Genomic DNA, 21,167 nt, shown 5'->3' with positions numbered 1-21,167 from the left:
ACCCTCCTGTGGCCGGGACGTGGTGAGGGTCACTCCGGCCGTTCGTTGTGCAGGAGGGCGCGCAGACAGGCCAGGCAGCGTGAGCGGGTGGGTCCGATACTGCCGCGCGGAAGGCCCAGGCGCTCGGCGAGTTGGTGATACGTCAGTTCGGGGGATTCGAAGAGTGCGGTCATCAGTTCGGGGCAGCGCCCGGGCAGGACGGCCAGCGCGCGGCGCACCGCGCGCGCCCTGGCGGCGGTCAGCGCCTGGTCCTCGGCGGAGGGCACGGTCCACTCCGTCCGGGTGACGGCGGGGTGGGCCTGCGGGTCGAGTTCGGCGTAGCGGATCACACCGGGGAAACGACACAGGGGCACCCCGAGGGGTGCCCCTGTGTGAGTGAACGTCAGCCCTGGGCGGTCAGCCCTGGACCCACTCCTGCTGGGTGGCCAGGTCCGCCTTGAGCTCGCCCAGCTGCACCGCCACCGCCGACGGGGCGGTGCCGCCCCGGCCGCTGCGAGAGGCGATCGCGCCGTGCACGCTGAGCACCGAGCGGACCTCCGGCGTCAGGTGCGCGCTGATCTCGGCGAACTGCTGGTCCGTCAGGTCCGAGAGCTCGATGCCCAGGCCCTCGCAGACCTTGACGCAGGCGCCCGCGACCTCGTGCGCCACCCGGAACGGCACGCCCTGCTTGACCAGCCACTCGGCGATGTCGGTGGCCAGCGAGAAGCCGGCCGGGGCCAGCTCCTCCAGCCGCTCCCGGTGCACCGTCAGGGTGGCCATCATGCCGGTGAAGGCGGGCAGCAGGACCTCGAGCGTGTCGCAGGAGTCGAAGACCGGCTCCTTGTCCTCCTGGAGGTCCCGGTTGTAGGCCAGCGGCAGCGCCTTGAGGGTGGCCAGCAGGCCGGTCAGGTTGCCGATCAGGCGGCCGGACTTGCCCCGGGCCAGCTCGGCGATGTCCGGGTTCTTCTTCTGCGGCATGATCGAGGAGCCGGTGGAGAAGGCGTCGTGCAGCGTGATGAAGCCGAACTCCTTGGTGTTCCAGATGATCACCTCCTCGGCGATCCGGGAGAGGTTGATCCCGATCATCGCCGTCACGAAGGCGAACTCGGCGACGAAGTCCCGCGAGGCCGTCCCGTCGATCGAGTTGCCCACCGAACCGCGCTCGAAGCCGAGCTCGGCCGCCACCTGCTCCGGGTCCAGCCCGAGCGAGGACCCGGCCAGGGCGCCGGAGCCGTACGGCGAGACGGCGGTGCGGACGTCCCACTGGCGCAGCCGCTCGGCGTCCCGGCCGAGGGCCTGCACGTGCGCGAGGACGTGGTGGGCGAAGAGCACCGGCTGCGCGTGCTGCAGGTGGGTGCGGCCCGGCATCGCGGTGGTGGGGTGCGCCTCGGCCAGGCCGACCAGGGCGTGCTGCAGGTCCAGCAGCAGACCACCGATGATCTTCGCGTGGTCCCGCAGGTACATCCGGAACAGGGTGGCGATCTGGTCGTTCCGGGACCGGCCCGCACGGAGCTTGCCACCGAGGTCCGGGCCGAGGCGCTCCAGCAGGCCGCGCTCCAGGGCGGTGTGCACGTCCTCGTCGGCGACGGTGCCGGTGAAGGCACCCGACTGGACGTCGGCGAGCAGCTGGTCGAGGCCGGCGAGCATGCCGCTCAGCTCCTCCTCGGTCAGCAGGCCCGCCTTGTGCAGCACCCGGGCGTGGGCCTTCGAGCCGGCGATGTCACAGGGGGCGAGCCGCCAGTCGAAGTGCACCGAGGCGGACAGCTTGGCCAGCGCCTCCGAGGGGCCGTCGGCGAAGCGGGCGCCCCAGAGGCGGACGTCGGCGTTCTGGTCGGCGGTCATCGCTTGGGCTCCTTCGGGTAACTGTACGAGGATTGGCATAAGTATGCACTGCATCGCATGAAACACAAAATGCGGGTCGCCTGCGGCGGGCTTATGGGGGGGTGGCGGAGCAGACGCGAGGTCGCCTGCAGCGGGCTTGCGGGGGGCGGCGGAGCAGACGCGAGGTCGCCTGCGGCGGGCTTGTGGGTGTGACGACGCCCGCCGGGCCGGGGGCGGGGGCGGGGCGGGCGGTCGGGGTGGGGCGGGTGCTACTGGGCCTTGGCCTGGGCTAGTTGCATCAGGTGGTCGGCGAGGGCCTGGCCGCCGGCGGGGTCGCGGCTGATGAGGAGGACGGTGTCGTCGCCGGCGATGGTGCCGATGATCTCGAAGACCTCGGCCTGGTCGATGGCGGAGGCGAGGAACTGGGCGGCGCCCGGCGGGGTGCGCAGGACGACCAGGTTGCCGGAGGCGGTGGCGGAGACCATGAGTTCGCCGGCCAGGCGGGCCATCCGGCCCTCGGTGGCGGATTCGCCCATGGGGGCGCGGGGGGTGCGGTCCCCGCCCTCGGCGGGGACCGCGTAGATCAGGGCACCGTCGCGGTTGCGGATCTTCACCGCACCCAGCTCGTCCAGGTCCCGGGAGAGCGTCGCCTGGGTGACCACCAGACCGTCGTCGGCGAGCAGCTTGGCCAACTGGCTCTGCGAGCGGACGGGCTGACGGGTCAACAGGTCGACGATCCGCCGGTGCCGGGCCGTGCGGGTCTGCGGGACCTGCGACGTCGGCCCGGTGGCGGACTGGTCGGAGCTGGATGCGGTCATGGCGAAGATTCTCCCGGAGTCCGCTCAGACGTTCGCGTCAGGGGTGGCGCTGTTCAGGATCTCCGGCAGTGCGGCCAGGAAGGAGGCGGCCTCCGCCTCGGTGATCACGAGCGGCGGCACCAGCCGCACCGCGTCCGGAACGGCCGCGTTCACCAGGAACCCGGCCTCCTGGGCGGCGGCCTGGATCTTCGCCGACACCGGCTCGTTGAGCACGATGCCGAGCAGCAGCCCGGCGCCCCGGACGTGGCTCACCAGCGGGTGGCCGAGCGCCTCGACGCCGGTGCGCAGCTGCTCGCCGACCTTCTGGACGTGCTCCAGCAGGCCCTGCGAGGCGATGGTGTCGAGCACCGCGAGCCCGGCGGCGGCGACCACCGGGTTCCCACCGAAGGTGGTGCCGTGGTGGCCCGGGTGGAGCAGCTCGGCGGCCTCACCGAAGGCCAGCACGGCGCCGATCGGCAGCCCGCCGCCAAGGCCCTTGGCCAGGGTGACCACGTCCGGCTCGACGCCCTCGTACTCCTGGTGGGCGAACCAGCGGCCGGTCCGGCCGATGCCGGTCTGCACCTCGTCGAGCACCAGCAGGGTGCCGGTGGCCCGGGTGATCGCCCGAGCCTCCGTCAGATAGCCCTCGGGGAGCGGGATCGCGCCGTTCTCGCCCTGGATCGGCTCCAGGAAGACGGCGGCGGTCTCCTCCGTGACGGCGGCCCGCAGCGCCTCGATGTCGCCGAACGGGACGTAGGTGACGTCACCGGGCAGCGGCAGGAAGGGGGTCTGCTTGGCGGGCTGGGCGGTGAGCGCCAGGGCGCCCATGGTCCGGCCGTGGAAGGCGCCCTGGAGCGAGACCACGTGGGTCCGCCCGGTGAGGCGGCCGATCTTGAAAGCGGCCTCGTTGGCCTCGGCGCCGGAGTTGCAGAAGAAGACCCGGCCGGGGCGGCCGTCCAGCTCCAGCAGCCGCTCGGCCAGGGCGATGGTGGGCTCGGCCATGAAGAGGTTGGAGACGTGGCCGAGCTTGGAGACCTGCCCGGTGACGGCCTCGACGATGGCGGGGTGGGCGGTGCCCAGCGCGTTCACCGCGATGCCGCCGACCAAGTCCAGGTAGGCCTTGCCGTCGGCGTCCCAGAAGGTCGAGCCCTCGCCCCGGACCAGCGGGAGCCGGGGGGTGCCGTAGTTGTCCATCAGCGAGTGCTGCCACCGCTGGGTGAGCTGATCGTTCGTCATGCCAGGCCCCCCAGGACCGTCTCGTCTTCGTCCGGCACCACCATGGTGCCGATGCCCTCGTCGGTGAAGATCTCCAGCAGCAGGCTGTGCTGCACGCGGCCGTCCAGCACGCGCGCGGTGCCCACGCCGGAGCGGACGGCGCGCAGGCAGCCCTCCATCTTCGGCAGCATGCCGCTGGCCAGGGTCGGCAGCAGCTTCTCCAGCTCGCCGACGCCGAGCTGGCTGATCACGTCGTCCGAGTCGGGCCAGTTGGCGTACAGGCCCTCGACGTCGGTGAGCACCACCAGCATCTCGGCACCGAGCGCGACGGCCATCGCGGAGGCGGCGGTGTCGGCGTTGATGTTGTAGACGTGGCCGTCGGTGCCGCGGGCGATCGAGGAGATCACCGGGATCCGGCCGTCGGCGATGAGCGCCTTCACCGCGCCCGCCTCGACGTTGACGATGTCTCCGACCAGGCCGATGTCGACCTGCTCGCCGTCCACCACGGCGTACCGCTTCACGGCGGTCATGGTGTGGGCGTCCTCGCCGGTCATGCCGACCGCGAACGGGCCGTGCTCGTTGAGCAGCCCGACCAGCTCGCGCTGGACCTGGCCGGCCAGCACCATCCGGACCACGTCCATGGTCTCGGGGGTGGTGACCCGCAGGCCGGCGGTGAAGCTGGACTTCAGGCCCAGCTTCTCCAGCTGGGAGCTGATCTGCGGGCCGCCGCCGTGCACCACGACCGGGTGCAGCCCGGCGTAGCGCAGGAAGACCACGTCCTGGGCGAAGGCCGCCTTCAACGACTCGTCGACCATGGCGTTGCCGCCGAACTTGATGACCACGGTCTTGCCGTGGAAGCGCTCCAGCCAGGGCAGCGCCTCGATCAGGGTCACCGCCTTGGGCAGCGCGGTGTTGTTCCGGGCCTGTTCGCCCTTGGGTGCGATCTTCACGGTGTCCCCCGGCTCAGGTGGAGTAGGCGCTGTTCTCGTGGACGTAGTCGGCGGTGAGGTCGTTGGTCCACACGCTGGCCTTCGCCTCCCCGGCCCGCAGGTCGGCGGTGATGACGATCTCACGGCCCGTCATGTCGACCAGGTCGCGGTCCTCCCCCACGCCGCCGTCCTGGCAGACCCAGACGCCGTTGATCGCGACGTTCAGCTCGTTCGGGTCGAAGGCGGCGGTGGTGGTGCCGATCGCGGCCAGCACCCGGCCCCAGTTCGGGTCCTCGCCGTGCAGGGCGCACTTGAGCAGGTTGTTCCGGGAGATGGTGCGGGCCACCTCGACGGCCTCGGCCTCGGTGGCCGCGTTCACCACGTCGATCCGGATGTCCTTGGACGCGCCCTCGGCGTCGCCGATCAGCTGGCGGGCCAGGTCGGCGCTGACGGTGGCCACCGCGGCGGCGAACTCGGCCGCGTCCGGGGTGACGCCGGAGGCGCCGGAGGCCAGCAGCAGCACGGTGTCGTTGGTCGACATGCAGCCGTCGGAGTCGATCCGGTCGAAGGTGACGTTGGTGGCCGAGCGCAGCGCGGCGTCCAGGCCGGGGGCATCCACCACGGCGTCGGTGGTGATGACGACCAGCATGGTGGCCAGGCTCGGGGCGAGCATGCCGGCGCCCTTGGCCATCCCGCCGACCGTCCAGCCGCCCTGGGTGACCTGGGAGGTCTTGTGCACGGTGTCGGTGGTCTTGATGGCGATCGCGGCGGCCTCGCCGCCGCCGTCGCTGAGCGCCTTGGCGGCCTGCTCCACGCCGGGCAGCAGGATGTCCATCGGCAGCCGGACGCCGATCAGACCGGTGGAGGCGACGGCCACCTCGCCCGCGTTCAGCCCCAGCTCGGCGGCGACCTTCTCGGCGGTGGCGTGGGTGTCCTGGAAGCCGGCCGGGCCGGTGCAGGCGTTGGCGCCACCGGAGTTGAGGACGACCGCGGAGATCTGACCGCCCTTCACCACCTGCTCGCTCCAGAGCACGGGGGCGGCCTTGACCCGGTTCGAGGTGAAGACGCCGGCTGCGGCCAGCTGCGGGCCGTCGTTGACCACCAGGGCGAGGTCGGGGGTGCCGCTGGCCTTGATGCCGGCGGTGATCCCGGCGGCGCGGAAGCCCTTGGCCGCCGTGACGCCGAGGTTCTGACTGGTGGTCACGGTGCGACTCCGATCAAGGGGAGGCCGAGCTCCTCGGGGAGGCCGAGGGCGATGTTCATGCTCTGCACCGCGCCGCCGGCGGTGCCCTTCACCAGGTTGTCGATCGCGCTGATCGCGATGACCCGCCCGGCGTGCTCGTCCAGGGCGACCTGGACCAGCGCGGCGTTGGAGCCGTAGACCGAACTGGTCTGCGGCCACTGCCCCTCGGGCAGCAGGCGGACGAAGGGCTCGCCCGCGAAGGCCTCGGCGTACGCGCGGCGCAGGCCCTCCGCGGTGGTGCCCGGCTTCGCCTTGGCGCTGCAGGTGGCCAGGATGCCGCGGGGCATCGGGGCCAGGGTCGGGGTGAAGGAGACGATCACGTCCTCCCCGGCGACCGGGCCGAGGTTCTGCGCCATCTCCGGGGTGTGCCGGTGGCCGCCGCCCACGCCGTACGGGCTCATCGAGCCCATCACCTCGCTGCCCAGCAGGTGCGGCTTGGCCGCCTTGCCGGCGCCGGAGGTGCCCGAGGCGGCGGTGATCACCGCCTCCGGCTCGGCGAGGCGGGCGGCGTAGGCCGGGAACAGCGCCAGGGTGACGGCGGTCGGGTAGCAGCCCGGCACGGCGATCCGCTTGGTGTCCTTCAACGCGGCCCGGTGGCCGGGGAGTTCGGGCAGGCCGTAGGGCCAGGTGCCGGCGTGCGGGGAGCCGTAGAACTTCTCCCAGACCGCGGCGTCCTTGAGCCGGAAGTCCGCCCCGCAGTCCACCACCAGCACGTCCTCGCCGAGCGCCTCGGCGACGGCGGCGGACTGGCCGTGCGGCAGCCCGAGGAAGACCACGTCGTGCCCGGCCAGCGTCTCGGGGGTGGTCGGCTCCAGCACCCGGTCGGCCAGCGGCAGCAGGTGCGGCTGCAACTCCCCGAACCGCGCCCCGGCGTTGGACCCACCGGTCAGCGCGCCGATCTCGACCTCCGGGTGGCCGAGCAGCAGGCGCAGCGCCTCGCCGCCCGCATACCCGCTCGCTCCGGCGACGGCCACTCGCAATGCCATGACGATTCCTCTCTAGGGCTAGGCATGAATATACGCAGTACGGAACATTCATGCAAGGAGCTTGGCGACAGCATCGAACTTAGGCTTACCTAAGTTTCCCACGGCGCGGCGCCCTGGGCGCACACAGGGAAGGGCCCCGGCGGGACTGCTCCCACCGGGGCCCAACGACCGTGCCGCGCACGGACGGTGACGGTCAGTCGGTGCCGGACTCCATGGCCGCGCGGTCGAGGGCGGCCTCCTCGGCGGTGGGCTCGACGGTGGAGGCGATGGCCTTGGCGCCACCCTGGTCCATCGCGCCGATCAGGCCGGTCGAGGCCGCCTGGGCTGCGCCGATCGAGCTCTGGCCGCCGGGGGCCTCGCCGACCAGGCCGAGGGCGGCGTACTGCTCCAGGCGGGAGCGGGAGTCGGCGATGTCGAGGTTGCGCATGGTCAGCTGGCCGATCCGGTCGACCGGGCCGAAGGCGGCGTCCTCGGTGCGCTCCATGGAGAGCTTGTCCGGGTGGTAGCTGAGGGCCGGGCCCTTGGTGTCGAGGATCGAGTAGTCCTCGCCGCGGCGCAGCCGCAGGGTGACCTCGCCGGTGACCGCGGCGCCGACCCAGCGCTGGAGCGACTCACGGACCATCAGGGCCTGCGGGTCCAGCCAGCGGCCCTCGTAGAGCAGCCGGCCGAGGCGGCGGCCCTCGTTGTGGTAGGCGGCGATGGTGTCCTCGTTGTGGATCGCGTTGACGAGGCGCTCGTAGACGATGTGCAGCAGCGCGAGGCCGGGGGCCTCGTAGATGCCGCGGCTCTTCGCCTCGATGATCCGGTTCTCGATCTGGTCGGACATGCCGAGGCCGTGCCGGCCGCCGATCGCGTTGGCCTCCATGACCAGGTCGACCGGGGTGGCGAAGGTCTTGCCGTTGATCGAGACCGGCCGGCCCTGCTCGAAGGCGATGGTGACGTCCTCGGTGGCGATCTCCACCGACGGGTCCCAGAACCGGACGCCCATGATCGGGTCGACGGTCTCGATGCCGGTGTCGAGGTGCTCCAGGGTCTTGGCCTCGTGGGTGGCGCCCCAGATGTTGGCGTCGGTGGAGTACGCCTTCTCGGTGGAGTCCCGGTACGGCAGGTCGTGCGCGACCAGCCACTCGGACATCTCCTTGCGGCCGCCCAGCTCGGTCACGAAGTCCGCGTCCAGCCAGGGCTTGTAGATCCGCAGGTGCGGGTTGGCCAGCAGGCCGTAGCGGTAGAACCGCTCGATGTCGTTGCCCTTGTAGGTGGAGCCGTCGCCCCAGATCTGCACGCCGTCCTCGAGCATCGCCCGGACCAGCAGGGTGCCGGTGACGGCCCGGCCCAGCGGCGTGGTGTTGAAGTACGCCCGGCCGCCGGAGCGGATGTGGAACGCGCCGCAGGCCAGCGCCGCCAGCCCCTCCTCGACCAGGGCGGCCTTGCAGTCCACCAGGCGCGCGATCTCCGCCCCGTAGGCGGCGGCGCGGCCGGGCACCGAGGCGATGTCGGGCTCGTCGTACTGGCCGATGTCGGCCGTGTACGTGCAGGGCACGGCGCCCTTGTCACGCATCCAGGCGACGGCCACCGAGGTGTCGAGGCCGCCGGAGAAGGCGATACCGACGCGCTCGCCGGTGGGGAGGGAGGTGAGGACCTTGGACATGGGAAGAGTATGCATCAGAACGCATGGCCATGCAAAGCGGTTCCGAGCGCGCTCGCGCGGCCATCCTGCCAGCCGGGCCGCCGCCCCGACAGGCTCCGGCCGCCGATCCCGGCGCGCCGTTCCTGACGAGGGGTCAACTCCCCCGCCGGGGTGGGGAATGCCCCACCCCGGACCGGCCCGCTGGCCGGATGGGGCGGCGGGGGCCGGAGGAGAAGACTTCGGGGCATGACGACGCACCGAATCGCCGCCCTCGCCGCCGCCACCGCCGTGGCCGCCTCGCTCCTGGGGCTCGCCGTCCCGACCGCCGACGCGAGCCCGCACCGCCCGGGTTGGACCAGCTGCCCCGGCAAGGACCTCGACCCGCGCCAGCGGTGCGCCACCGTGGAGGTGCCGCTGGACCACGCCGCGCCCGGCGGCCCGCGGATCACCCTGGCCGTCTCCCGGATCCCGGCCGAGCGGCCGGAGCGGCGGCGGGGCGTCCTGCTGATGGTGCCCGGCGGCCCGGGCGGCGGGGCGGTGGACTGGCCGACCAAGGCGGCGAAGCAACTGCCGCGCGAGGTCCGGGAGATGTACGACCTGGTCGGCTTCGACCCGCGCGGGGTGGGCCGGAGCACTCCGGTGAGCTGCGGGCTGGCGCACGAGGACCTGTCGATGACGAAGCTGCGCCCCTGGCCGGCCGCCGACGGCTCGACCACCGCCAACACCGAGACCGCCCGCCGGGTCGCCGAGGCCTGCCTGCGCAACGGCGGCCCGGTGCTGCGTACCCTCTCCACCGCCAACGAGGCCCGCGACATCGACGCGGTCCGGCAGGCGCTCGGGGAGCGGAAGCTCTCGCTCTGGGGCGTCTCCTACGGCACCTACGCCGGGGCGGTGTACAGCACGATGTTCCCGGACCGCACCGACCGGGTCGTGCTCGACAGCAACGACGACCCGGACCCGGCGAAGGTGGGCCGGGGCTGGCTGGCCGCGTTCGGGCCGGGCGCCGAGGACCGGTTCCCGGACTTCGCCCGCTGGGCCGCCGCGCCGGACAACCCGCTGCGGCTGGCCGAGCGCCCGGAGCTGGTCCGGCCGCTCTTCCTGGAGCTGGCCGCCGCGCTGGACCGCGAGCCGCTGGCCTGGCCGGGTGCCAACCCGGAGGCGCTGGACGGGAACGCGCTCCGCGAGGCACTGCTCACCTCGCTCTACGACGACGAGCGCTTCCCCGCCCTGGCCCGCCTGGTCCGCGCCGGACTGGACCGCCGCACCCCGCCGGCGCCGCAGCTGCCCCCGGACGCGGCGCTGCAGAACACGGTGGCGGTCTCGGCCGCGGTGCTCTGCAACGACGTGGCCTGGCCGCGCGACCCGGCTGCGTACACCGAGGCCGTCGCGGAATCCCGCGCGCGGCACCCGCTCACGGCGGGCATGCCCGTCAACGTGATGCCCTGCGCCTTCTGGCCCGCCCCCGCCGAGCCCCCCGTCCGGATCACCCCGGCCGGCCCGCCGAACGTGCTGCTGGCGCAGAACCTGCGCGACCCCGCCACCCCGTACGCCGGCGCCCTGAAGCTCCGTCAGGCCTTGGGCCAGCGAGCCCGGATGGTCACGGTCGACTCCGGCGGCCACGACGTCTACGCGGCCAACGGGAACGCCTGCGGCGACCGGCTGGTGACCGCCTTCCTGACCACCGGCAGCCGTCCGGCGGGCGACGCGTTCTGCCCCGCCGAGTAGATGTCAACCCGGGGTTGACACCCCAGGAGTGTCAACTTAAGGTTGACACATGACGACTCCGGTACGGCTCGACGACCTGATCGAGTCCATCAAGAAGGTCCACCCCACCGACGCCCTGGTGCAGCTCGAAGGGGCGGTCATCGCGGCCGACCACCTCGGCGAGCTGGCCGACCACCTGATCGGGCACTTCGTCGACCAGGCCCGGCGCTCCGGCGCCTCCTGGACCGACATCGGGCGCCACATGGGCGTCACCCGCCAGGCGGCCCAGAAGCGCTTCGTGCCCAAGGACCCGGGCGAGCCCGGCAGCCTGGACCCGAGCCAGGGCTTCAAGAAGTTCGACGACGCGGCCCGCACGGCCGTGGTCGCCTCCCAGGAGGAGGCCCGGTCGGCGGGCGGTGACGAGATCCGCACCGCTCACCTGCTGCTCGGCCTGACCACCACTCAGGACTCGCTCGGCTTCCGGGCGCTGGCCGCGCAGGGGGTGACGCCGCAGCAGCTGCGCGCGGCCGCCACCGCCACCCTGCCCGCGCCGGCCGAGCACCAGCCGGCCCTGATCCCGTACGACACGGCCTGCAAGAAGCTGCTGGAGCTGACCTTCCGCGAGGCGATCCGGCTCGGCCACCAGCACGTGGGCACCGAGCACATCGTGCTGGCCGCCCTGGAGCTGGAGGACGGGGCCGGACTGCTGACCGACCTCGGCGTCGGCAAGGCGGAGACGGAACGATTCGTCACCGAACAAGGCTGACACCCCAAGGCCTGCACCGGGGCGGCTCCCCCGTACGGCGGTATCGCACGCGCGCTCGGCTCACTACCATGCGTAGTCAGAAGACCGCAGTCCGCTGCCGAGGGAGCCGCCATGCCCCAGTCCTCCTCCCCCTCCACCTCCAGAGCCGGCGACGGGCCCGGGGGCCGGGCCGTCTGGTCCGACTTCTGCGCCGTGGCACCCAGCCCCGAGCTGCGCGAGCGGCTCGAGCAGGAGCTGGCCCGCCTGCGCTCCGGCCCGGACGCGCTGGCCGGCCAGCTCTCGGTGGGGCGCACGCCGCACCGGCTCGGCTTCGACGACGGCGCCATCTTCCCGCCCGAGGAGTTCCCGCTCGGCACCCCGTACACCACGATCAAGCAGGCGGCCGCCGAGCGGGCCCCGCTGCGCGGCGCGGTGCGGGTCGTGGTGGTGCTGGCGGACTTCTCCGACAAGACCCTGACGGCCGATCAGGCGCACTTCGAGAAGCTGTTCTTCTCGCTCGGCGAGCTGGAGCACGGTTCCGTCCGGGAGTACTACCGCGAGGTGACGCACGGTCTGGTGGACATCGTCGGCGAGGTGGTCGGCCCGCTCCGGCTGCCGCAGACGCTGGCCTGGTACGCCAACGGGAACTTCGGCATCGGCCGCCCCACCGGGGAGCCCCGCGCCCACCTGATGGCCCGTGACGCGCTGGCGGCCGCCGACCCGACGGTGGACTTCACCCCGTACGACAACGACGGCAACGGCTTCGTGGACGCCTTCATCGTGGTCCACGCCGGCTCCGGCGGCGAGGCCACCGGCCACCCGGGCGACATCTGGTCGCACAAGTGGACCCTGCCCGAGGTGCAGAACGTGGACGGCACCAAGGTGTTCGCCTACCTCACCATCCCCGAGGACGCGAAGATCGGCGTCTGCGCGCACGAGCTGGGCCACCTGCTGTTCGGCTTCCCCGACCTCTACGACACCGACGGCACCTCCGAGGGCGTCGGCAACTGGTGCCTGATGGGCGGCGGTTCCTGGGGCGGCGGGGGCGACGTGCCGACCCACCCGTCCGCCTGGTGCAAGGTGAACCAGGGCTGGGCGAGCGCCACCGTGGTCACCTCCGGCGGCCCGGTCACCTTCGAGGACGTCAAGTCCAGCCACACCGTCCACCGGCTCTGGAAGAACGGCGCCGGCGGCAGCGAGTACTTCCTGGTGGAGAACCGCCAGCAGAGTGGCTACGACGTCTCGCTGCCCGGCCCCGGCCTGCTGGTCTGGCACGTGGACGAGACCAAGCCGGGGAACACCGACGAGAACCACTACAAGGTCGGCCTGGTCCAGGCCGACGACCGCCGCGACCTGGAGCTGGCCCGCAACCGCGGCGACGGCGGCGACCCGTTCCCGGGCAGCGCGGGGCGGACGGAGTTCAGCTCCAGCAGCACGCCGAACTCCAAGTCCTACGCGGGCGCCGACACCTGTGTCTCCGTCACCGGCATCCCCGCCCCGGCGGTGAGCATGACCGCCACCGTCTCGGTCTCCTGCGGCAAGCCGCTGACCAAGGAGCTGAAGGACGGCGGCAAGGAGCTCAAGGACGCCCGCAAGGAGCTGAAGGACGGGCTCAAGGACCTCAAGGAGCCGTTCAAGGAGCGCAAGGACGCCCGGAAGGAGGTCAAGGAGCCCTTCAAGGAGCGCAAGGACATCAAGGACCGGGTCGAGAACAAGCGGCCCGAGCGGCCCAAGCTCCCCTTCGAGCACAGCGCCGCCGACACCGACCCGCTGACCGAGGCCGTGCTCGACCTCCAGGCCCGGCTGGCCGCCGTGGAGCAGGCCCTGACGGGCGGTCAGGACGGCGGTGGCCAGGGCGGCGGACAGGACGGGACGGGTTACGAGGACGGGGGCGGGGCCGGGGTCGGGGCCGGCGAGCCGTTCATCGGCTCCGCACTGCGCCCCGACCTCCAGGGCGGGCCGGTCTACGACCCGGAGGCCGAAGGGCTCCGGCAGGCCATGGCCGCGGGCGACCCGGCGGCCAAGCGGTCCTTCGACAACCTGCCCCCGCAGTGACGGCGGCCCCTGCGGCGCCCCGCACGGTGCTCGTCCTGGCCGACCGCACCGACCTGGGCGCGGCCTCGGTGGCCCGCGCGCTGGCCGGCCGGGCGGGCAGCGGCCGGGTGCTGCTGCTCGGCCCCGGAGAACTGCTCCGGGCCCGGTGGACGCACCGGGTGGACGCCGCCGGGGCCGCACGCACCGTGCTAACCCTGCCCGGCGGCGAGCGGCTCGCCGACGACGGGGTGGGCGCGGTGCTGCACCGTCTGACGCACCTTCCGCTGGTCCGGGCGGCCGGCGCCTCGGCCAAGGACCACGACTACGCCCGGGCCGAGCGGTACGCGCTGCTCGCCAGCTGGCTGCTCGGCCTCGGGCCCCGGGTGCTCGGCCCACGCCACTCCTGCGGCACCTCCCCGGGCGTGCTCTCCGCCACCACCGCCCTCGCGCTGGCCGGGCGCCTCGGCCTCCCGGTGACCCGCACCGGCCGGGCCACCCGGAGCGGCCTGCTCACCCCCGGGCCGGGCGAGCGGCTCGTCCCCGAGCTGGAGTGGCCCGGCGGCCCCGGCGCGCCCGTCCCGGCCGAGCTCCACCCGGCCCCGGCCACCGGCCCCCGCCTCCTGCTCTGCGGCCACCACCTCCTCGGCCCGGCCGCCGCCCGCTACGGCCCGCAGGCCAGACTCCTCGCCGACCGCCTCGGCACCTCCCTCCTGGAGCTCTGCTTCACCCTCACCGGACGGCTCACCGAGATCGACCTCCACCCGCCCCTGACCCCCACCGCCCACCGCACCGCCGTCACCGACTGGCTCCACCGGACGGCCGCCGGCGGCGAGCCGAACGGCCGAGACGCGGAAGCCCCGTCCACCGGAGCCCGGGAGGCGACGGCCGTGCACGGCGCCGCCCCCGGCCGGCTGACGCCGCGTCAGGAGGGCGGGGCCCTCGCACGCCCGCAGGCCGGGCAGCCGGAGCCCCCGGCCCGCGCCGCCGCCCCGGACGGGCCGCCGCCCTGCCCGGCGGCCGAGCGCGCGGCCGCGGCCGGCGACCGGCGATCCCCGCCCCACCCCGGCGCGTCGGCCCCACCCCACGCCCCCGCTGCGCCGTCCCCCGCCGCGCAGTCCCCCGCCCGGCCCGGCGCAGCCGCCCCGCACGGCCAGGCCCGGGAGGTGGCGCGGTGATCCTGTTCTACGGGCTGCTCGACGATCCGCCGCTGACGCGCGCCGTGGAGGCCGCCCGGGCCGCCGAGTACGAGCACCTGGTGGTCGATCAGGCCCGGCTGGCCCGGCACGACTTCGTCTGCGGGGCCGGCCTGCCCGGGCTGGTGTCCGTCGACGGGCGGCAGGTGCCGCTCACCGAGGTCTCGGCCGTCTACGCCCGCCCGCTGGAGCTGCCCGCCGCCCCGGGCGACGACCTGGCGGCGCGGGCCCGGGCGGCCGCCTTCCACCGCTGGTTCACCGACTGGCTGGACTGGGCCGACGCCTTGGTGGTGAACCGCCCGCTCGCCATGGAGTCCAACGCGTCCAAGCCGTACCAGGCCCAGCTGATCGCCAGGTCCGGCTTCCCTGTGCCGGAGACCCTGGTGACGGACGACCCGGACGAGGTCCGCGAGTTCCGCGCCGAGCACGGCCGGGTGGTCTACAAGTCGGTCAGCGGCATCCGCTCGATCGTGCGGGAGCTGACTCCTGACGACGAGTCACGCCTGCACCTGGTGAGCGGCCTGCCGACCCAGTTCCAGGCGTACGTGCCGGGCCGGGACGTACGGGTCCACGTGGTCGGCCGGGAGGTGTTCGCGGCCGGGGTGGAGAGCGCCGCCGTGGACTACCGCTACGCCCACCGGGACGGCCTGCGGGCCGAGCTGACGGTGTGCGAGCTGCCGGAGGCGGTGGCGGAGCGGTCGGTGGCACTGGCCGCCGCGCTGGGCCTGCCGCTGGCCGGGATCGACCTGCGGCAGCGGCCGGACGGTGCTTGGGTGTGCTTCGAGGTGAATCCGATGCCCGCCTACAGCTACTACGAATCGCACACCGGCCTGCCGATCGCCGCCGCCCTGGCCGCGCTGCTGGCCGGGGCCCGCACCCCCGTGGAGGCATGAGCCGATGGTCGCGTCGATGGAGAACCTGACCGTGCTGCGGGTCCGGCTGGTGAGCGCCGCCCCGCACCCCAGGCTGCCGGGGTGGCAGCTCGCCCAGGTGGAGCTGCTCTCCGCCACGCCCGTGCCGGGCTTCGGCGACCTGCTCTCGCCCCGGGTGGGCCAGACGCTCGGCCTGGCGATCCGTCCGGCCCAGCTGACGGGGGTGGCGCCCGGCTCGGTGCTGCGGCTGCGGGCCCGGCTGACCGCCGGGGAGGTGTTCGCCGAGCAGCAGCCGGCCCCCGGCGACTTCGCCGTGGAGAAGGACGCGCCCACCCTCTGACCCGCCGTCCTCTGACCCGCCGTCCTCTGACCCGCGGTCAGTTCACGTCCACGTCGTCGAAGAGCTCCAGCATCCGGCCGAGCACCCGGACGGTGGTGTCGACGTCCGCCGCCGTGACGTCCGCGCCGATCTGGCGCAGCAGCCCGTGCTCACGGTCGAGCACGGCGGCGATGGCGGCCCGGCCGCCGTCGGTCAGCCGGATCAGCGAGGAGCGCTGGTGGGCGGGGTTGGGCATGGCCTCGACCAGCCCCTCGGCGAGTGCGTCGTTGACCATCCGCTGGACGAACTGGCGGCTGAGCGCCTGGGCCCGGCCCATCTGCGGGACGGTCATCGGCCCGTGCTCGCGGAGCAGCTCCAGCACGCCGCGGACGCCGACGGACAGGCCCTGCTGCGGGGCGTCCGTCTCTACCTTTCGCTGGACCCGCCGGTAGAGCGGGCCGACCAAGGCGAAGACCTCCATCAGCCGGGGGGCGAGGTCGGGGTCACTGGGGGTGTCGTTGTCGGTCACCCGTCCATCATGACACCCGGGGTGCCAATTTTCCGAGATTGATGACAACTGGGTTGTCATCTCACCTCAAACATGGCACCTTAGGTGTCATGACGAACACCACCGAGCAGTCCTACGCCGGCACCATCCACACCTTCGAGTCCGAGGACGGCCTCCTCGCCTACCGCGACGCGGGCTCCGGCCGCCCCGTCGTGCTGCTGCACGGCGGTTTCATGGACTTCACCATGTGGGACGCCCAGGTCGAGGCGCTCTCCGCCGACTACCGGGTGATCGCCCCGGACGCACGGGGCCACGGCGCCTCGGCCAACGCCGGCCGGCCCTTCCGCCAGTGCGACGACCTGGCCGCCCTGCTGCGCCACCTCGACCTGGGCCCGGCCGTGCTGGTCGGCCTCTCGATGGGCGGCACGATCGCGGTGGAGACCGCCCTCGAGCACCCCGAGCTGGTCGCCGGGATCCTGATCAGCGGCGGCGGCACCCACGAGCCCACCGTCACCGACCCGTGGAACGACGAGGCCCAGACCGTCCACAACACCGCACTGATGTCCGGGAACATCGAGGGCTGGCTCGACTCGCTCGCCCTCTCGATCGCCGGCCCGCACCGCCAGGTCGCCGACCTCGACCCCGAACTGGTGCGCCGCCGCCGGGACATGGCCCTGCGCACGATCATGAAGCACACCCCGGACGAGCCCAACCACCACCTCCAGGTGCCCGCCACCCTCGGCCGGGCCGGCGAGGTGACCGTCCCGGTGCTGGCCGCCAGCGGCGCGCTGGACTCCCCCGCCCTGGTCTCGCTGGCCACCCCGTTCGCCCAGGCCGCGCCGCACGGCCGGGTCGCCGACATCCCGGACACCGCCCACATCCCCGCGATGGAGCGCCCCGAGGTCTTCACCCGGGTGGTCGAGGACTTCCTGGCCGAGGTGTACGGCGTCTGAGCGGCCGTCAGGTCCGGCGCCGCCACGGGGGTGTGGCGTCGGACCCGGCCCGTAGCCTCCGGGGGCAGACTCGTACCGTCCGCACCACCCGGTGCGGACCACGACTTCCCCGGAGGGCACATGGCCGAGCAACTGCTGAGGGTCCAGAACTTCAACGTCTCCGCCGACGGGATCGGGGCCGGTGAGGACCAGACCCTGGAGCGCCCGTTCGGCCACGTCGATCCCGGTCGGCTGTTCGCCTGGGCCGGAGCCACCGCCAGCTGGCCGATGCGCACCGACCCCGGCGGCAGCCGGGGCCTGGACGACGTCTTCACCCGGGACTACGCGCGCAACATCGGCGCCGAGATCATGGGGCGGAACAAGTTCGGCCCCCTGCGCGGCCCCTGGCAGGACGAGGAGTGGCGCGGCTGGTGGGGCGAGGAGCCGCCGTTCCGCACCCCGGTGTTCGTCCTGACCCACCACGAGCGCCCGTCCTTCACCCTCTCGGACACCACGTTCCACTTCGTCTCCGGCGAGCCGGCCGACGTCCTGGCAATGGCCCGGGAGGCGGCCGACGGCCAGGACGTCCGGCTCGGCGGAGGCGTCTCCACCATCCGGCAGTTCCTCGACGCCGACCTGGTCGACACCCTGCACGTGGTGGTCTCGCCGGTCGAGCTCGGCACCGGCCTGCGCCTGTGGAGCTCGCCCGACGAGCTGCTCGACCGCTTCCACCTGGACGTGGTCCCGAGCCCGAGCGGCGTCACCCACCACCTGTTCTGGCGGAGGTGACCCGGCCGGCCGCTACCGGTTGACGGCCCGCAGCAGGACGAACTTGCGGTCGCTGGCGACCAGTTGGCAGTTGCCGAAGAGCTTCTTCAGCTTGACGTGGTAGCCCAGGTGCCGGTTGCCGACCACCCAGAGCTCGCCGCCGCGGCGCAGCGAGCGGCGGGCGCTGGTGAACATCGCCCAGGCGGTGGCGTCGGTGGTGGCCTGGTGGCTGTGGAAGGGCGGGTTGTTCAGGACCACGTCCACCGACCCGGGCTCGACGTCGGCCAGGGCGTCGCCCACCGTGAACACGGCCTTCGCGGCCGGGCCCAGGGCGTCCCGGAAGGTGGCCTCGGCGGAGGCCATCGCCTGGTGCGACTCGTCCACGAAGAGGATCTCGGCCTCGGGGTTGGCCAGCGCGGCGGCGGTGCCGACCACGCCGTTGCCGCAGCCGAGGTCGGCGATCCGCAGCGGGCCGGTGGTCGGCCGCAGGTGGGACAGCAGGAAGCGGGTGCCGATGTCGAGGCGGTCCGCGCAGAAGACGCCGGCGTGGTTGGTGACGGTCCGTCCGGAGACCACCCCGATGTCGTCGGGGAGCTCGTACCGCAGCGGCCAGGGGCTGGCGGTGCGGGGCAGCGCGGGATCGGGGGTGCAGAAGATCAGCCGGGCCTTGCGGACGGCCAGCGAGGTCCTGGTCGGGCCGAGGATCCGCTCGAACAGCCGGAGGGTGGAGGTGTGGATGTCGGGCACCATGCCGGTGCCCACCACCACCGTCCCGGCGTGCACGGCCGGGGCCAGCCGGTGCAGCTGGTCCTCCAGCAGCGCCAGGCTCTTGGGCACCCGCACCAGCAGCACGTCGATCCGCTCCGGCGGCGCGTCCTGGGTGGTGAGCAGCTCCACCGCCCCGTCCGCCACCCCGGCCCGGGCGAGGTTGTCCCGGGTGGCCCGGCCGCTCAGGTAGGAGTCCGAGATCTGCACCGGCCGGTGCTCCGCCAGCGCGGTGACCAGCGCGCCCCAGCGGTCGCCGACCACCACCGGACGGCCCGTCAGGTCGACCGGCGGTGCGCCGTCGATCCCGGCCAGGTGGCGCAGCAGGTAGTCGTCGGCCGCGTCCCAGGCCCGCAGGAGGTCCCGGTTGTCCTCCGGGAAGCGGTTGAGCTCGAACTCACCAAAAGGCGTCGTGAAGCTTTGCATCGTGCCCTCAGGCTATCCGAGCCGACCGGCCTCGCCCGACCACCCGGCCGACCAGCAGGACAGCCCCTATGGTCGGAGCCATGGCCACCATCCTGCACGGCGACGCCGTGACGCTGCGCCCCGCCACCCCCGACGACGTGCCCCGGCTGGCCGCGATCCGGGACACCCCCGAGGTGCGGGCCCGCTGGCGCGGGGAGGCCGACCTGGTCGCCGAGGTGGCGGAGGACCTGGCCGATCCGGAGACCGAGGTGTTCGCGGTCGAGGCCGGGGGCCGGGTGGTCGGCGCGGTGCAGTGGTACGCCGAGAACGACCCGGAGTACCGGCACGCGGGCATCGACGTCTTCCTGGACCCGGCCGTGCACGGCCGCGGCCTCGGCACGGACGCCGTCCGCACCCTGGCCCGCCACCTGGTCACCGCCCTCGGCCACCACCGGCTGGTGATCGACCCGGCGGCCGACAACGAGGCCGCGATCCGCTGCTACACCAAGGTGGGCTTCCGTCCGGTCGGCGTGATGCGCCGGTACGAGCGCGGGGCGGACGGGACCTGGCACGACGGCCTGCTGATGGACCTGCTGGCCGACGAGCTGACCTGAGCCGCCCGAAGCTCCGTCAGGCCGGACAAATGGGCTGCGCGGAGCAGGGGTCGTGGGCGATCATCTGCGCCATGGACGATCCCATCGCAGTGGCGCAGCAGTTGGTCAGGTCGGCGTTCCCGGAGGCGGTGGCCGCCTACCTCGGTGGCTCGACCGCCCGGGGAGAGGCGACGGCCGGCTCCGACCTCGACCTGGTCGTGGTCCGCCCCGAGGGGTACGAGGTCTACCGGGAGACGACCCGTCACCAGGGTTGGCCGGTCGAGCTGTTCGTCCAGACCCCGTCCTCGACCAGGGCCTTCTTCGACTGGGACCGGGTCAACGCGGTGCCCTCGCTGATCTCGATGTGCGCCACCGGCCTGACCCTGCTGGACGCCGACGGCACCGCCTCCGAGCTGCGCGCCGAGGCCGCCCGGCTGCTGGCCGCCGGGCCCGCCCCGGCCTCGGCCGAGGCGCTGGAGACCAGGCGGTACATGCTGACCGACCTGTACGACGACCTGCTGGACGAGCGCCCGGCGGACGAGCGGGCCGTGGTCGCCGCCCAGGTCCTGGAGCGCGCCGCCGAGCTGCTGCTCTCCTCGGGCGGCCACTGGCAGGGCAAGGGCAAGTGGATGCCCCGGATGCTGCGCGCGGCCCACCCCGAGCTGGGCGGGCGGCTGCTCGACGGCTGCCGCGGGCTGCTCGCGGGCGGGGACGGCAAGGAGTTCACGGCGGCGGTGGCCGAGGTGCTGGAGCTGAGCGGCGGCCCGCTGCGCGAGGGGTACCGGCGGGTGGCCGACGCCGCCGCGCTGGCCGGGCCGAACCCGCCCGCGAAGGAGGCGCCCCGGCCCGAGCCCGCCACCCTGCCCGAGCGGCTGGTCGCCGACTACCTGGCGCACCTCGGCGTCGAGCGCCCGAGCCACCCGACCGTGGCCGCGCTGTTCGCCCTGCACCGGGCCCACGTCGAGCGGGTCCCGTACGAGACCCTGGACATCCAGATCAACCGCCCGAACAGCATCGACCCCACCGACTCGGCCCGCCGGATAGCCGCCGGCCGGGGCGGCTACTGCTTCCACCTCAACGGCGCCTTCGGCGCGCTGCTGGCCTCGCTCGGCTACGACGTCCGCCGGCACGTGGGCGGCGTGCAGAACAGCCCGCAGGACCCGGCCGGGGCGAACGCCAACCACCTGGTGCTGACCGTGCGCTGCGAGGGCCGGGAGTTCATGGTGGACGTCGGCCTCGGCGACGCGCTGCACGAGCCGCTGCCGCTGCGCGAGGGGACGTACCGTCAGACCCCGCTGGCCCTGGTCCTGGAGCCCTCGGCGGCCGAGCCCGGCGGCTGGCGGCTGGCGCACGACCCGCTCGGTTCCTTCGCCGGCATGGACTTCCGCCCGGAGGCGGCCGTGACGGCGGACTTCCTGGTCAAGCACGAGTGGCTCTCCACCTCGCCCGACTCGCCGTTCGTCCCGGTGTCCACGGTGCTGCGCCGGGAGGCCGAGGCGCTGGTGGCGCTGCGCGGCTGCGTGCTGGTCCGCACCGAAGCGGACGGCCGGACGGTCACCGAGGTTGCCGACCGGGACGCCTGGTTCGCCCTGCTGGCCGGCCTGTTCGGCCTGGTGCTGGACGGCCCGGCGGGTCTGGACGCGGCGGACCGGGACCGCCTCTGGGCCAAGGTGCACGGCGACCACCTGGCCTGGAAGGAGTCCACCGGCTGGACGGCGCCCGCCTCCTGACG

At 73.6% G+C, this 21,167-nt stretch carries 20 protein-coding genes; 10 read left to right on the top strand and 10 right to left on the bottom strand.

All coding sequences use genetic code 11. The features are described from left to right. Positions 1-29: 29 nt before the first annotated feature. From ACZ6ZR_RS17215 to argG, 8 genes are all read right to left on the bottom strand, one after another. Positions 30-353: a hypothetical protein gene (locus tag ACZ6ZR_RS17215; protein WP_465643086.1), complete on the bottom strand. Its 324-nt coding sequence runs from the start codon at positions 351-353 to the stop codon at positions 30-32. 43 nt (positions 354-396) lie between these two features. Further along, on the bottom strand, positions 397-1,821 hold the full coding sequence (argH, locus tag ACZ6ZR_RS17210) for an argininosuccinate lyase (RefSeq protein ID WP_465643084.1): 1,425 nt from the start codon (positions 1,819-1,821) through the stop codon (positions 397-399). Positions 1,822-2,069: 248 nt separating this feature from the next. After that, on the bottom strand, positions 2,070-2,618 hold the full coding sequence (locus ACZ6ZR_RS17205; RefSeq protein WP_465643082.1) for an arginine repressor: 549 nt from the start codon (positions 2,616-2,618) through the stop codon (positions 2,070-2,072). Positions 2,619-2,642: 24 nt separating this feature from the next. After that, on the bottom strand, positions 2,643-3,833 hold the full coding sequence (locus ACZ6ZR_RS17200) for an acetylornithine transaminase (RefSeq protein ID WP_465643080.1): 1,191 nt from the start codon (positions 3,831-3,833) through the stop codon (positions 2,643-2,645). Next, positions 3,830-4,762, bottom strand: a complete 933-nt coding sequence (gene argB / locus ACZ6ZR_RS17195) for an acetylglutamate kinase (RefSeq protein ID WP_465643078.1) — start codon at positions 4,760-4,762, stop codon at positions 3,830-3,832. Before argB ends, ACZ6ZR_RS17200 begins: the two co-directional genes overlap by 4 nt. 13 nt (positions 4,763-4,775) lie before the next feature. Beyond that, entirely contained in the window at positions 4,776-5,945 is a 1,170-nt protein-coding gene (gene argJ / locus ACZ6ZR_RS17190) for a bifunctional glutamate N-acetyltransferase/amino-acid acetyltransferase ArgJ (protein ID WP_465643076.1), read from the bottom strand. Continuing rightward, positions 5,942-6,970, bottom strand: coding sequence for an N-acetyl-gamma-glutamyl-phosphate reductase (argC, locus tag ACZ6ZR_RS17185; RefSeq protein WP_465643074.1), 1,029 nt, complete (start codon positions 6,968-6,970; stop codon positions 5,942-5,944). The genes argJ and argC overlap by 4 nt, the downstream gene beginning before the upstream one ends. A 193-nt stretch (positions 6,971-7,163) precedes the next feature. Next, on the bottom strand, positions 7,164-8,618 hold the full coding sequence (gene argG / locus ACZ6ZR_RS17180) for an argininosuccinate synthase (RefSeq protein WP_465643072.1): 1,455 nt from the start codon (positions 8,616-8,618) through the stop codon (positions 7,164-7,166). A 225-nt stretch (positions 8,619-8,843) separates the two neighbouring features. Here argG and ACZ6ZR_RS17175 point away from each other — a divergent pair, with 225 nt between their 5' ends. From ACZ6ZR_RS17175 to ACZ6ZR_RS17150, 6 genes are all read left to right on the top strand, one after another. Then, positions 8,844-10,322: an alpha/beta hydrolase gene (locus tag ACZ6ZR_RS17175; RefSeq protein ID WP_465643070.1), complete on the top strand. Its 1,479-nt coding sequence runs from the start codon at positions 8,844-8,846 to the stop codon at positions 10,320-10,322. A gap of 49 nt (positions 10,323-10,371) precedes the next feature. After that, positions 10,372-11,067: a Clp protease N-terminal domain-containing protein gene (locus ACZ6ZR_RS17170; protein WP_465643068.1), complete on the top strand. Its 696-nt coding sequence runs from the start codon at positions 10,372-10,374 to the stop codon at positions 11,065-11,067. 111 nt (positions 11,068-11,178) lie between these two features. After that, positions 11,179-13,101: a M6 family metalloprotease domain-containing protein gene (locus ACZ6ZR_RS17165; RefSeq protein WP_465643066.1), complete on the top strand. Its 1,923-nt coding sequence runs from the start codon at positions 11,179-11,181 to the stop codon at positions 13,099-13,101. After that, positions 13,098-14,255: a hypothetical protein gene (locus ACZ6ZR_RS17160; RefSeq protein WP_465643064.1), complete on the top strand. Its 1,158-nt coding sequence runs from the start codon at positions 13,098-13,100 to the stop codon at positions 14,253-14,255. The genes ACZ6ZR_RS17165 and ACZ6ZR_RS17160 overlap by 4 nt, the downstream gene beginning before the upstream one ends. Next, on the top strand, positions 14,252-15,166 hold the full coding sequence (locus tag ACZ6ZR_RS17155; RefSeq protein ID WP_465643062.1) for an ATP-grasp domain-containing protein: 915 nt from the start codon (positions 14,252-14,254) through the stop codon (positions 15,164-15,166). Before ACZ6ZR_RS17160 ends, ACZ6ZR_RS17155 begins: the two co-directional genes overlap by 4 nt. A gap of 16 nt (positions 15,167-15,182) precedes the next feature. Beyond that, positions 15,183-15,485 (top strand): hypothetical protein, encoded by a 303-nt coding sequence (locus ACZ6ZR_RS17150; RefSeq protein WP_465643060.1) that lies wholly within the window; start codon positions 15,183-15,185, stop codon positions 15,483-15,485. Between the two features lie 37 nt (positions 15,486-15,522). Here ACZ6ZR_RS17150 and ACZ6ZR_RS17145 read toward each other — a convergent pair whose 3' ends face one another. Further along, a complete protein-coding gene (locus ACZ6ZR_RS17145) occupies positions 15,523-15,993 on the bottom strand; it encodes a MarR family winged helix-turn-helix transcriptional regulator (RefSeq protein ID WP_465643058.1) in 471 nt (156 codons plus the stop codon). 89 nt (positions 15,994-16,082) lie between these two features. Between ACZ6ZR_RS17145 and ACZ6ZR_RS17140 the strand changes: the two genes are divergently transcribed. Continuing rightward, positions 16,083-16,925, top strand: a complete 843-nt coding sequence (locus tag ACZ6ZR_RS17140; protein ID WP_465643056.1) for an alpha/beta fold hydrolase — start codon at positions 16,083-16,085, stop codon at positions 16,923-16,925. 120 nt (positions 16,926-17,045) lie between these two features. Continuing rightward, the gene (locus ACZ6ZR_RS17135; RefSeq protein WP_465643054.1) at positions 17,046-17,693 is read left to right on the top strand and encodes a dihydrofolate reductase family protein; all 648 of its coding nucleotides are present in this window, start codon (positions 17,046-17,048) and stop codon (positions 17,691-17,693) included. Positions 17,694-17,705: 12 nt separating this feature from the next. Here the strand turns inward: ACZ6ZR_RS17135 and ACZ6ZR_RS17130 are convergent, their stop codons facing one another. Then, positions 17,706-18,863, bottom strand: a complete 1,158-nt coding sequence (locus ACZ6ZR_RS17130) for a methyltransferase (protein ID WP_465643052.1) — start codon at positions 18,861-18,863, stop codon at positions 17,706-17,708. An 80-nt stretch (positions 18,864-18,943) separates the two neighbouring features. Between ACZ6ZR_RS17130 and ACZ6ZR_RS17125 the strand changes: the two genes are divergently transcribed. Together ACZ6ZR_RS17125 and ACZ6ZR_RS17120 are read left to right on the top strand one after the other, a co-directional pair. Next, a complete protein-coding gene (locus ACZ6ZR_RS17125; protein WP_465643050.1) occupies positions 18,944-19,456 on the top strand; it encodes a GNAT family N-acetyltransferase in 513 nt (170 codons plus the stop codon). Between the two features lie 71 nt (positions 19,457-19,527). Then, positions 19,528-21,165, top strand: a complete 1,638-nt coding sequence (locus ACZ6ZR_RS17120; protein WP_465643048.1) for an arylamine N-acetyltransferase — start codon at positions 19,528-19,530, stop codon at positions 21,163-21,165. The last annotated feature ends 2 nt before the right edge of the window (positions 21,166-21,167 follow it).

It is taken from the genome of Kitasatospora sp. NPDC088742 (assembly GCF_055584905.1).
Note: the sequence above shows the minus strand (reverse complement) of the source record. Positions and strands in the feature narration are given on the sequence as shown.

Bases quoted from the DNA above. Each gene is read 5' to 3' on its own strand.
- argH (WP_465643084.1), bottom strand. From the start codon at position 1,821: ATGACCGCCGACCAGAACGCCGACGTCCGCCTCTGGGGCGCCCGCTTC.
- ACZ6ZR_RS17205 (WP_465643082.1), bottom strand. From the start codon at position 2,618: ATGACCGCATCCAGCTCCGACCAGTCCGCCACCGGGCCGACGTCGCAG.
- ACZ6ZR_RS17200 (WP_465643080.1), bottom strand. From the start codon at position 3,833: ATGACGAACGATCAGCTCACCCAGCGGTGGCAGCACTCGCTGATGGAC.
- argC (WP_465643074.1), bottom strand. From the start codon at position 6,970: ATGGCATTGCGAGTGGCCGTCGCCGGAGCGAGCGGGTATGCGGGCGGC.
- argG (WP_465643072.1), bottom strand. From the start codon at position 8,618: ATGTCCAAGGTCCTCACCTCCCTCCCCACCGGCGAGCGCGTCGGTATC.
- ACZ6ZR_RS17175 (WP_465643070.1), top strand. From the start codon at position 8,844: ATGACGACGCACCGAATCGCCGCCCTCGCCGCCGCCACCGCCGTGGCC.
- ACZ6ZR_RS17170 (WP_465643068.1), top strand. From the start codon at position 10,372: ATGACGACTCCGGTACGGCTCGACGACCTGATCGAGTCCATCAAGAAG.
- ACZ6ZR_RS17165 (WP_465643066.1), top strand. From the start codon at position 11,179: ATGCCCCAGTCCTCCTCCCCCTCCACCTCCAGAGCCGGCGACGGGCCC.
- ACZ6ZR_RS17150 (WP_465643060.1), top strand. From the start codon at position 15,183: ATGGAGAACCTGACCGTGCTGCGGGTCCGGCTGGTGAGCGCCGCCCCG.
- ACZ6ZR_RS17140 (WP_465643056.1), top strand. From the start codon at position 16,083: ATGACGAACACCACCGAGCAGTCCTACGCCGGCACCATCCACACCTTC.
- ACZ6ZR_RS17135 (WP_465643054.1), top strand. From the start codon at position 17,046: ATGGCCGAGCAACTGCTGAGGGTCCAGAACTTCAACGTCTCCGCCGAC.
- ACZ6ZR_RS17130 (WP_465643052.1), bottom strand. From the start codon at position 18,863: ATGCAAAGCTTCACGACGCCTTTTGGTGAGTTCGAGCTCAACCGCTTC.
- ACZ6ZR_RS17125 (WP_465643050.1), top strand. From the start codon at position 18,944: ATGGCCACCATCCTGCACGGCGACGCCGTGACGCTGCGCCCCGCCACC.
- ACZ6ZR_RS17120 (WP_465643048.1), top strand. From the start codon at position 19,528: ATGGACGATCCCATCGCAGTGGCGCAGCAGTTGGTCAGGTCGGCGTTC.